10 protein-coding genes and 1 other RNA gene are annotated in these 9,745 nt (G+C 61.6%); 4 read left to right on the top strand and 7 right to left on the bottom strand.

The window, feature by feature from the left end; all coding sequences use genetic code 11:
* The 4 genes from ABJF10_RS25500 to ABJF10_RS25485 all read right to left on the bottom strand — a co-directional run.
* A partial coding sequence (locus ABJF10_RS25500; RefSeq protein ID WP_348547443.1) for a GDP-mannose 4,6-dehydratase occupies window positions 1-131 on the bottom strand: 131 nt, incomplete at its 3' end.
* A 101-nt stretch (window positions 132-232) separates the two neighbouring features.
* Complete coding sequence (gene rph, locus ABJF10_RS25495; protein ID WP_348547442.1) at window positions 233-1,009, bottom strand: ribonuclease PH; 777 nt, start codon at window positions 1,007-1,009, stop codon at window positions 233-235.
* 131 nt (window positions 1,010-1,140) lie between these two features.
* A complete protein-coding gene (locus ABJF10_RS25490) occupies window positions 1,141-1,464 on the bottom strand; it encodes a DUF5615 family PIN-like protein (RefSeq protein WP_348547441.1) in 324 nt (107 codons plus the stop codon).
* A 1-nt stretch (window position 1,465) separates the two neighbouring features.
* Window positions 1,466-1,690, bottom strand: a complete 225-nt coding sequence (locus ABJF10_RS25485; RefSeq protein ID WP_348547440.1) for a DUF433 domain-containing protein — start codon at window positions 1,688-1,690, stop codon at window positions 1,466-1,468.
* A 98-nt stretch (window positions 1,691-1,788) separates the two neighbouring features.
* Between ABJF10_RS25485 and ABJF10_RS25480 the strand changes: the two genes are divergently transcribed.
* Window positions 1,789-4,251, top strand: coding sequence for a glycogen/starch/alpha-glucan phosphorylase (locus ABJF10_RS25480; RefSeq protein WP_348547439.1), 2,463 nt, complete (start codon window positions 1,789-1,791; stop codon window positions 4,249-4,251).
* Window positions 4,252-4,430: 179 nt separating this feature from the next.
* Here ABJF10_RS25480 and ABJF10_RS25475 read toward each other — a convergent pair whose 3' ends face one another.
* Genes ABJF10_RS25475 through ABJF10_RS25465 form a run of 3 tightly spaced genes read right to left on the bottom strand, consistent with a single transcriptional unit; the run spans window position 4,431 to window position 6,481 of the window.
* Complete coding sequence (locus ABJF10_RS25475; RefSeq protein WP_348547438.1) at window positions 4,431-5,375, bottom strand: glycosyltransferase family 9 protein; 945 nt, start codon at window positions 5,373-5,375, stop codon at window positions 4,431-4,433.
* Between the two features lie 51 nt (window positions 5,376-5,426).
* The gene (locus ABJF10_RS25470; RefSeq protein ID WP_348547437.1) at window positions 5,427-5,597 is read right to left on the bottom strand and encodes a hypothetical protein; all 171 of its coding nucleotides are present in this window, start codon (window positions 5,595-5,597) and stop codon (window positions 5,427-5,429) included.
* 11 nt (window positions 5,598-5,608) lie between these two features.
* A complete protein-coding gene (locus ABJF10_RS25465) occupies window positions 5,609-6,481 on the bottom strand; it encodes a hypothetical protein (protein WP_348547436.1) in 873 nt (290 codons plus the stop codon).
* A 160-nt stretch (window positions 6,482-6,641) separates the two neighbouring features.
* On the opposite strand from ABJF10_RS25465, the gene ffs reads away from it, so the two are divergent.
* The 3 genes from ffs (at window position 6,642) to ABJF10_RS25450 (ending at window position 9,712) form a co-directional block, all read left to right on the top strand.
* Window positions 6,642-6,736: signal recognition particle sRNA small type (gene ffs / locus ABJF10_RS25460), an RNA gene on the top strand.
* A gap of 193 nt (window positions 6,737-6,929) precedes the next feature.
* Window positions 6,930-8,189 carry a hypothetical protein gene (locus ABJF10_RS25455; protein WP_348547435.1) on the top strand — a complete coding sequence of 420 codons (1,260 nt, stop codon included), beginning with the start codon at window positions 6,930-6,932 and terminating at the stop codon, window positions 8,187-8,189.
* 164 nt (window positions 8,190-8,353) lie between these two features.
* Window positions 8,354-9,712 (top strand): MBL fold metallo-hydrolase, encoded by a 1,359-nt coding sequence (locus ABJF10_RS25450; protein ID WP_348547434.1) that lies wholly within the window; start codon window positions 8,354-8,356, stop codon window positions 9,710-9,712.
* The last annotated feature ends 33 nt before the right edge of the window (window positions 9,713-9,745 follow it).

Raw genomic sequence — 9,745 nt, 5'->3', positions numbered from 1 at the left:
TCGATGCGCGAGGTGTTGAAGGTGCTGGCCCGGCGGATGATGCCATGGACTTCATAGCCCTTCTCGAGCAAGAGATCGGCGAGGTACGAGCCGTCCTGTCCAGTGATGCCGGTGATTAAAGCTTTCTTCATAAATTCTTCGCGCTTGGTTTTGAGTTCTTAGTTCTCAGTTCCCAGTTCTTAGTCTTTGCATCGCAGAGTCTTACTGAGCACTAAGCACTAAATACTGAGCACTAGGCGCTCGTTGGGAAGACGAGGCCCACGGGTTCAGGGATGGCCGTGGAGGCGGAGCTAATAGCGACTCGTTGCGCCGCGATCAACTCCCCGATGCCTTTTTTTCCCAGCGCGAGCATCGCCGCCAGCTCCGTTTCGGAGAAAGTTTGCTCCTCGCCCGAGCCCTGCACCTCGACGAATTGGCCGTTGGCAGTCATCACGAGATTCATGTCCACGGAGGCATCCTTGTCCTCGAGGTAGTTGAGATCGAGAAGGGGCTCGCCATTCACCACGCCCACGCTCACGGCGGCGACGAGCTGCCGGATGGGAGACTTGGTGAGCAGGCCTTTCTCGATGAGCTTTTCCACGGCGAGCGACGCGGCCACGCAGGCCCCGGTGATCGAGGCCGTGCGGGTGCCGCCATCGGCCTGCAGGACATCGCAATCGATGCAGAGCGTGCGCGGCCCGAGCAGATCGAGATCGACCACGGCCCGCAGCGAGCGGCCGATCAGGCGCTGGATTTCCACACTGCGTCCGTCGAGGCGGCCCTTGGCGCTGTCGCGCTGCTTCCGTTCCAGCGTGGAGTAGGGGAGCATGGAATACTCCGCAGTGAGCCAGCCGCCGGACACCTTCTGGTATTTCATCCAGTTCGGGATCGATTCCTCGATCATGGCGCTGCAAATGACGCGGGTATCGCCGGCGGCCACCAGCACGGAGCCGGTGGAATGGGGGGCGATATTGGGGGTGAAGGAAATCGGGCGGAGTTGGTCGCTTTTACGACCGTCGTGTCGGGGCATGCGGCGGAGGGTAGGGAATCGGCAGGGAACGTGGGAAGCGTGGATTTGGGGACGTCCGGGGAGATGGAAGATGCGAGATGGAAAATGGAAAAGGGGAGCTGCGGATTCCGCCAGGAACCGATCAGCGCACTTCAATGAGTGGGTCCCCGCTTTGAATGCGCACGACGATGACGGGCAGATTGGGGAGGAACCAGGCGAGCAACGCGGCGTTGGCGGCATTGCCAATCCGGACCCACACAATGGCGCGGGCCGACGGCCTGGCGACGGTAGCGATTCACGAAATCTTCGTCTTTGGTGATGATGACAGCCGGGGAGCGCGTGGCGTACTCCCAAATCGCCGCGTCTTTGCCATGGCGCAGCCCTACGTCTTCCACATGCTCGGCCTGATGACCTTCCTGAATCAAGGCGCGCGCCGATTGCGGCGGCAACTGAGCATCGACGAGAAAGCGCAGCAAGTTAGGCGACTTTTACCACGGCGTGATCCATTTCCGTCGCCGCAAATTCCAGACAGGCCCGAATGTCCTCGGTTTCGAGATACGGAAAATCCTCGAGGATCTGTTTTTCGCTCACGCCAGCAGCCAGCATCTCGAGTATGTCCTTCACCCGGATGCGCATACTACGGATGCAGGGACGTCCTCCGCATTGTTCGGGGTCGAACGTGACGCGATCCAAGTATTTCATGAGAGCAGGATACGGGAGCGCCGAAAATTCCTCAAGTTGGATCGAGACCTTGAATTTCCTTGTCTTCAGCGCGCATTGCGAAGACACACGAGCCCCGTATGTCTGAATCCGCGCAATTCACATCGGCTATTGATCATTCGGTCCCGGGACTCAAAAAGCTGATCAAAAATCACCTGAAATTCAGCCTGGCCCGCGATACGCAAACGGCCTCGCGACGCGACTGGTGGCTGGCTACTTCCAAGGCTGCCCAGAGCCTGATTATCGAACGCATGATCGCCACCCAAACGGCGCATCATCGCGTGAACGCGAAACGGGTTTACTACTTCTCGCTCGAGTTCCTCATGGGCCGGCTGTTCTCCAACAGTCTCTACAGTGCCGGTATTTTTGCCGACATGGAGCTGGCCTTGCAGGAGATGGGGCTCGATACGGAAACGCTCCGCAAGGAAGAGTACGACATGGCGCTCGGCAACGGCGGCCTCGGCCGCCTGGCCGCCTGTTTCCTTGATTCCCTGGCTACGCTCGATCTGCCGGCGGTCGGCTACGGCATTCATTACCAGTACGGTCTTTTCAAGCAGGAATTCCGCAACGGCCACCAGGTGGAATTGCCCGACGCCTGGCTCACCTTCGGCACGCCGTGGGAAATCATCCGTCCCGAGCACTCCACGGAGATCCAGATCTTCGGGCACGTGGAAAATGTCTTCGACGACCGCGGCAACTACGTGCCGCGCTGGACGGGCGCGAAGAAACTCCTCGGCGTCCCCTACGACATTCCCATTCCCGGCTTCGGCACCAACACCGTCAATTTCCTGCGGCTCTGGGAATCGCGCTCGCCGGAAGAATTCGATTTCGAGGCCTTCAATCGGGGTGGTTACGGCGAGGCTGTGCGCGAGAAGAATGTCAGCGAGACGATCTCCAAGGTCCTGTACCCCAACGACAAGACCGAGAGCGGCAAGGAACTGCGCCTCGTGCAGCAGTACTTTTTCGTCGCTTGTTCGCTGCGCGATATCTTCCGCCGCTTCCGCAAGGACAACGAGGCGTGGGAGGATTTCCCGGAAAAGGTCGCCATCCAACTCAACGACACGCACCCCGCCATCGCGATCGTCGAGTTGATGCGACTCTTTCACGACGAGTACGCCATGCCGTGGGACAAGGCGTGGGGGATCGTCACCAAGACCTTTGCCTACACCAACCACACGCTGCTGCCCGAGGCGCTGGAGCGGTGGAGCGTGCCGCTCTTCCAGAAAGTGCTCCCGCGGCATCTCCAGATCATTTTCGAGATCAACAAGCGCTTCCTCGAAGTAGTCGAAGCGAAATGGCCGGGTGATGTGCAGAAGAAGCGGCAGCTTTCGATCATCGAGGAAGGCAATGTGCAAATGGTGCGCATGGCGAATCTCTCCGTGGTGGGCAGCTTTTCGGTGAATGGCGTCGCCGCGCTGCACACGCAGTTGCTCAAGAGCGATCTGTTCCCGGAGTTCGATGCCCTGTATCCGGGCAAGTTCAACAACAAGACCAACGGCATCACCCCACGGCGCTGGCTGCTGGCCTGCAATCCGCGCCTGAGTGCGCTGATCACCAAGAAAATCGGCGGCGGCTGGGAGCGCGAACTCGACAAGCTGCGCGGCTTGGAAGCGTTCGCCGATGATGCGGAATTCCAGAGCGAATTCATGGCGGTGAAGCATGCCAACAAGGTCGATCTCGCCCGCCTGATCAAGACGCAACTCGGTATCGCCGTGAACCCCGCGGCCCTGTTCGACGTGCAGATCAAGCGCCTGCACGAGTACAAGCGGCAGCACCTCAACCTGCTCCACATCCTCGCGCTCTACCGGCGGTTATTGCAGAACCCCGAGCTCGATATCGCCCCGCGCGTCTTCCTCTTCGCGGCCAAGGCGGCGCCCGGCTACGACCTGGCCAAGTGCATCATCAAGGCCATCAATTCCGTCGGGGCGATCATCAATGCCGACAAGCGGATCAACGACAAGCTGAAGGTCATCTTCCTGCCGAACTATCGCGTCTCGCTCGCCCAGCGCATCGTGCCCGGGGCGGATCTTTCCGAACAAATCTCCACCGCGGGCAAGGAAGCCAGCGGCACCGGCAACATGAAGCTGTCGCTGAATGGCGCGCTGACCATCGGCACGCTCGACGGCGCGAACGTCGAGATTCTCGAGGAAGTCGGGAAAGACAACATCTTCATCTGCGGCATGACCGTCGAGGAAGTCACCGCGCTGGTGAAGAAAGGCTATCGGCCGCACGACTACTACATGGCGAACGAAGAACTGCGCGCCGTGGTCGACTGGATCGGCTCCAACTATTTCACGCCCGACGAGCCCGGCTGCCTGCGCATGCTCTACGACAACCTCATCCACAGCGACCCCTTCCTCGTGCTCGCGGATTTCCAGTCCTACGTCGACTGCCAGAAGCTGGTGGACACGGCCTTCAAGGACAAGACGCGCTGGGCGAAGATGGCGATCCTGAACACCGCCCGCATGGGCAAATTCTCCAGCGACCGCACGATCGCGCAGTACGCGAGTGAGATCTGGAAGCTGGATCCGGTGAAGGTGTGAGCGGGTGGAGTGAACTGCGGAGATTGAACCACGAAGACACGAAGACACGAAGTTAAGACCCGGCCCTTGGTGTCTTCGCGCCTTCGTGGTAAAAGTAAATCGACCACACAGGCTGAGGGTTGAGTGACTACCACTCCGTCGTGTTGTCTTGGCCGGTATTCGCGACCACGGGCGTTTGCTCAGGGAGCCTGCTCCAGCGCGTCTTTGACAGCTTCCTGCACCTCGGCGAACGCAAGCTGACCCAGATCGAAGGCCGGCGCGATGATGACCTTCACGTCGGGATTGGCCGGCGCCCAGACGGCGGGGTCGGTTGGGCCGAAGAGGAGCAGGCAGGGCGTGTCGGCCGCTGCGGCGAGATGGGAGATGCCGCTGTCGTGGCCGAGAAAGAGCCGGCAGCGCTCCAGGACGGCGGCGAGCAGGGGCAGGGGCAGGTGTTGGGCGGTGAGCACGTGGGTTCCCTGCACCGCGGCTTGCACGGTGGCTATCGAGGCGGCGTCGGCCTCCCCGCCGACCAGCAGGATGCGGGATTCCGGAGTGTATTCCCTTAGCCATTGGGCGAGGGCGGCCCAATTCTCCGCGGGCCAGTTTTTGCGCGGGCTGCCGCTGCCGGGATGGATGGCGATGACCGGGGCGGTGGATTCGCCGAGGAAATGGCCGGCGCGCAAGCGATCTTCCGCCGAGGGGAAGACTTCCGCCGCGGGCTCATCGAGAAACAGGGCCAGCTTTTGCAACGGACGCGCGAGCTGTTGGGCGGCGTGCTGCGAGTCGTCGATCCGCGCGTAGGCGGGCAGAATGTTCTTCACCCCGGCGCGGCGCAGGTTGTTCTCGAAGAACAAATCGGGATCGAACAGATAGCTGATGATCTGCTGGAAGCTGGTGAAGTATTCCACGAGATCCGGGGCGAGGATGGAGTTCGGGATGAAAAACCCGGCCATCGGTCCGTACTCAATCGAGCGTGTGGCGTCCGCGTAAAAACGCCCCCGGGCCAGTTCGATGATGTGCTCGTAGCCCAGGATCTCGAGCTGGGCTTCGGGAAAATTCTCCCGCAGCAGCCGGATGGCGGGGAGGGTGAGGATGAAATCGCCGATGGCGCCCCCACGAATCACCAGAATGCGCGGTTTCACGATCAGGGATTCGCTGACGGGAAGGAAGGCGCGCTTATCCGCGCGACAGGGCTAGTTGCTGCCCGGCATCATGCCGCCCATCGGTCCCTGGCCTTCCCACTTTTCCGGGCGATTCCAAGGGATGTTGGAGACGTTGTTGGGATCCTCAGGCTTGTCGCCAGCACAGGCGGTCAGCAACGCCGCAGCCGCAGCCGCCAGGAGAAAACCGACAATACGCGGCATTGGTGCTCCAATCAATTGTTCGGGAGCGCGGGCGTGGGAGTGAGGGGGGCAGCGAGGCCGGCCTCTGGCGCCGCCTTGGTCCCGGGGGTGGCCCCGCGGGTGCCTTCAAAGATCACCGTGTCGCCCGGCTGGACGGAGACGCCGCGGCGCACTGTGCCAGGCAGCACATCGGCAATCGACGTGGACGGTTCCACCGAAGTGACCCGCAAGCGGGCGATGGGCTCATTGCCGCGCACCACGATCAGGGAAGAGTTGGTCATCACGCCCTGCTTGTCGCCCACACTGAGAACGACGAAGTTCCAGCCGTTGTTCACTGCGAGGATGCGACCCTGAAGGCCAGGCTTTTGAAAATTGGTTAGCCGCTCACGTTCCTTTTTCGTGAGTTCCGCGACCTTCTGTTCGTTGTCTTTGCCCTTGGCAACAGCCGTTTCATAGAGCTGCCCCTGCTCGGCGGCCTTTGCCTCGGCATTGGCTTTCTGCGTGGTGAGATCGGCAACTTGAGCCTGAAGTTGAGCGAGAACCGCTGGGTCGGGGCCTCCGGGACCCTTACCGAGTTTCTCATTGAGAGCCGCGATTTCCTTGTCTTTGCCGTCGATCACGAGAGTGACTTCCTTGAGTTTCGTCTGGGATTCGTCCGCTTCCTTGGTCTTGGTCGCCAACGCTTGCGTAGCTGCCTCGGCTTTGCCGTTGGCTTCCGTGGCTTCCTTCTGGGCTTTCTCCGCATCGCTCTTCGCGCTCCGGGCGTTGGCCTCTGCGACGGTGATCTTACCTTTGGCACTGCTCAACGCAGATTGCAGCTTATCGACGTTGCCTTTCAGCATAAAGCCGACGCCGGCGGTGACCAGCATGAAGAGCAATGCGATGCCAATGAAAACTTTAGCCATAAAGGATTTGTGAAATATGTATCGGGGGACAACAGGAATCAACCCGCTGTGTGAATGCGTCGCACTTTAAAGCTGCGAAAATTTATCATTGCAAGCGGTTTCCCCTAATTTTTCACAAAAGCATTTGTCTTGCGCACAGGCTGCCGCATAGTGGCGACCCCGTCAGGGACTACGGATTGCAGGCAGACAAACCCCGCCAGGGCCGGAAGGCAGCAACGGTAGTCCGACCTTCCTTGTCGTAGCTCTCTGACGGCTTTTTCGTTTTTTGCCGGGGCTTTTACCCTGATCGGACGGGCTGGGAGAACGCCGAACGCCCAAAGCCGAACGGCGAAGAGATTCAGAAATATTCGGCGTTGGACGTTCGGCGTGCGGCGTTCTCCCAAGGCCTTTCGGGGGAACGCGTTCATTTGTGCTGGAGTCGCGTGCGAAATGCGCCTAATTGCGCGCCATGTTTCGCACTGGAGCGCAGTTCATGCTTCTCGCCCTGCTCGCCGGTCTGGCGCTGTTGAACCAGTCCCGGACCGAGCCGCTGGCGGCGTGGGACAATGGCTTCGCGGATTTTCTGGCGATGAACAGCCAGCGCGGGGCTGCGCCTTCGCCGGTGGCGCTGGTGGGCATCAACAACTCCAGCCTGGTGAACCATCCCTGGCCGTGGAACCCGCTGGATTTCTCGCTCTTCTTCCAGTCCGCGCTGCCGCTCAAGCCGGGCGTGGTGGCCGTGGACCAGGTGCTCGACTGGGAACGCGCGATCGTGCTGCCGGAAGACCAGAACCGCAAGCTGGCGCAATACGAAAAGATCCTCCGCGACAATATCCTGCGCGCCCCCAAGATGCTGCTCGGCTCGACTCTGGGCATTCCCGAGGACCCGCAAGTGATCCCGCCGCTCCAGGAAGTGCCGTTGCTGCGCAATGTGCGCGGGTCGATCAGCGAGATCCCTGAGTTCACCGCCATTGAACTCCAGCCCTCGGAGGCCTACCGGCTCTCTTCGACCGTCGGTTTCACGAACATGCCCCTGCTGCATCGGCACTTCAACTCCGTGCCGCTGGTGCTGCGCTATCGCGGGCAGGTGACGCCCACCTTTCCGCTGCAGGCGGTGCTCTTGTGGGCGAAGCTCACGCCCGACGACGTGACCGTGCAGATAGGCTCGTACATCGACCTCGGAAAAAAGTTTCACATTCCCATCGATTCCGCCGGGCGCATGCGGGTGGATTTCGGCGTGCCCTTCAGCCGCTTTGGGCTCGATGATCTGCTGCTGGCCAGCGAGCAGAAGGAAGCCGGGCGCAAGCCGATCGTGCCCCTCGATCAATTGACGAACAGCATCGTGCTGCTCTCGCGCACCGACACCGTCTCGCGCACCATCCCTCTGGCGGCGCGGCGCAACGGTTCGCCGGGCGAGCTTTTCGCCGCGGCCATCGCCACGATTCAGGCGCAGTCGTTTATTCAGCCGGCGCCGGAGTGGGCGCAATACACCGTGATCGGGGTGTTCATGTTGCTGAGCTTCCGCGTGCCGCGCATGAAGAAGGGGAAAACGATTTTCTGCGCGGTGCTCGTGCTGGCCGCTTACGGGCTCATGGCCCTCGCGGTCTTCGCGCGCTGGCTGGTCTGGATGCCGGGGGTGGTGCCGGTGGGGATCGTCGCGGTGTGTGTGCTGTTCCGCATTGTCACGCCGGATTCTTTCGGGAAGCCGAAGCGGCCGGTGATTCTTTAGGAAAGTGCCAAGAGCCGGGTAACGAGAGCCAAGTGAGACCTGCCACACGCAGATTGTGACGCCGCTTGGCTCCTGGCACTCCGCTCACCAGTGAAAACATTTGCCATCCCTCCCCAGCGCCCGCATGGTGCCCACCGGTCATGGGAGGTCTCACCTTCACTAATTTGACCCGGCAGATCGAAATCGGCGCCAATTGCTATTGCCTCGACCTCGCCGGGAAACGCATCGTCCTCGATTCTGGATTGCATCCGCGATTCGATGGCGCCGCCGCCCTGCCCGATTTCAGCCGGTTGCCGGATGGCACGGCCGACGCCATCGTCCTTTCGCATGCGCACCAGGACCACGTGGGCTCGATGCCGGTGCTCATGCGCCGCCAGCCGCAGGCGCCCGTTTTCATGACCGAGGCCACGCGCCTGCTGAGCGACGTGATGCTGCACAATTCAGTGAATGTCATGATGAAGAAGCGGGACGAAGGCATCGCCGACTACCCGCTCTTTACGCATCGTGAAGTGGATGTCGCCTTCAAGCGCTGGCGGCCCATTCCGCTGCGCACGCGCTTTGACGTGACCGGTGAGCGCCTCATTCCGGGCGAGGATGCCGAGGTCTCGCTCGAGTTCTTCGATGCCGGGCACATTCTCGGGTCGGTCGGCACGCTCATCCGCGCGCAAGGCCGCCAGATCTTTTACACGGGCGACGTGCAGTTCGATGACCAGACGATCATGCAAGGCGCGCAGTTCCCCGAGGAGGAACTGGACGTGCTCATCATCGAGACCACGCGCGGCGATCGCGCCAGCCCGCAAGGTTTCACCCGCGAGGGCGAGGAGTTGCGCTTCGCCCAGGCGATCAAGACGGCGTTCGATCGCGGCGCCGGCGTGCTCATCCCGCTCTTCGCGCTCGGCAAGACGCAGGAGATCCTCGCGATGTTCTACGAGTTCCGCCGCAACGGCCTGCTCGGCCTTGGGCCCATCTACATAGGCGGCCTCGGGACGAAACTTTCGGAAATCTACGACAAGCTCGCCCAGCTCGTCCCGCGGCAGCACCCCGAGTTGCAGCTTCTCCATGACGTCGCGCCCTTCACCATGGCCGGTCGCGCCGCCGAGGCCACCCCGCTCAAGGGCGGCCGCCTCTACGCGCTCTCCAGCGGCATGATGACCGAGAAGACGCTCTCCAACGTCTACGCCCGGCAGGTCATCAGCAATCCGGAGCACGCTCTCTTTTTCGTCGGTTACGCCGATCCCGCGTCGCCCGCTGGCCGCCTGCGCATGGCGGCGCCCGGCGATATCGTGCAACTCAGCCCCGAGGTGCCCCCGCAGGCGCTTAACTGCGAGGTCGAGCAATTCAACTTTAGCGCTCACTCCACGCGTGAAACCCTGCGCGCCTACGTCAACAAAGTGCGCCCCAAGAAAATCATCCTCGTCCACGGCGACGCCGGGGCTATCGAGTGGTTCCGCAGCACGCTGGCCGGCGACCTGCCCAATAGCGAGATTCTACTGCCGACTCCGGGCGTGCCGCTGGAATTGTAAGTTTTTTGGAAACCGCCGAGGCGCCGAGGCGCG

The sequence above is a fragment of the Chthoniobacter sp. genome (assembly GCF_040003245.1).
Classification (GTDB): Bacteria; Verrucomicrobiota; Verrucomicrobiia; order Chthoniobacterales; family Chthoniobacteraceae; genus Chthoniobacter.
The sequence above is the reverse complement of the archived record's forward strand: the minus strand, read 5'-3'. Positions and strand labels throughout refer to the sequence as shown.

What these genes read in the sequence shown, in the direction of transcription:
- rph (WP_348547442.1), bottom strand. Translation starts at nt 1,009, where the DNA reads ATGCCCCGACACGACGGTCGTAAAAGCGACCAACTCCGCCCGATTTCC.
- ABJF10_RS25485 (WP_348547440.1), bottom strand. Translation starts at nt 1,690, where the DNA reads ATGAAATACTTGGATCGCGTCACGTTCGACCCCGAACAATGCGGAGGA.
- ABJF10_RS25480 (WP_348547439.1), top strand. Translation starts at nt 1,789, where the DNA reads ATGTCTGAATCCGCGCAATTCACATCGGCTATTGATCATTCGGTCCCG.
- ABJF10_RS25470 (WP_348547437.1), bottom strand. Translation starts at nt 5,597, where the DNA reads ATGCCGCGTATTGTCGGTTTTCTCCTGGCGGCTGCGGCTGCGGCGTTG.
- ABJF10_RS25465 (WP_348547436.1), bottom strand. Translation starts at nt 6,481, where the DNA reads ATGGCTAAAGTTTTCATTGGCATCGCATTGCTCTTCATGCTGGTCACC.
- ABJF10_RS25455 (WP_348547435.1), top strand. Translation starts at nt 6,930, where the DNA reads ATGTTTCGCACTGGAGCGCAGTTCATGCTTCTCGCCCTGCTCGCCGGT.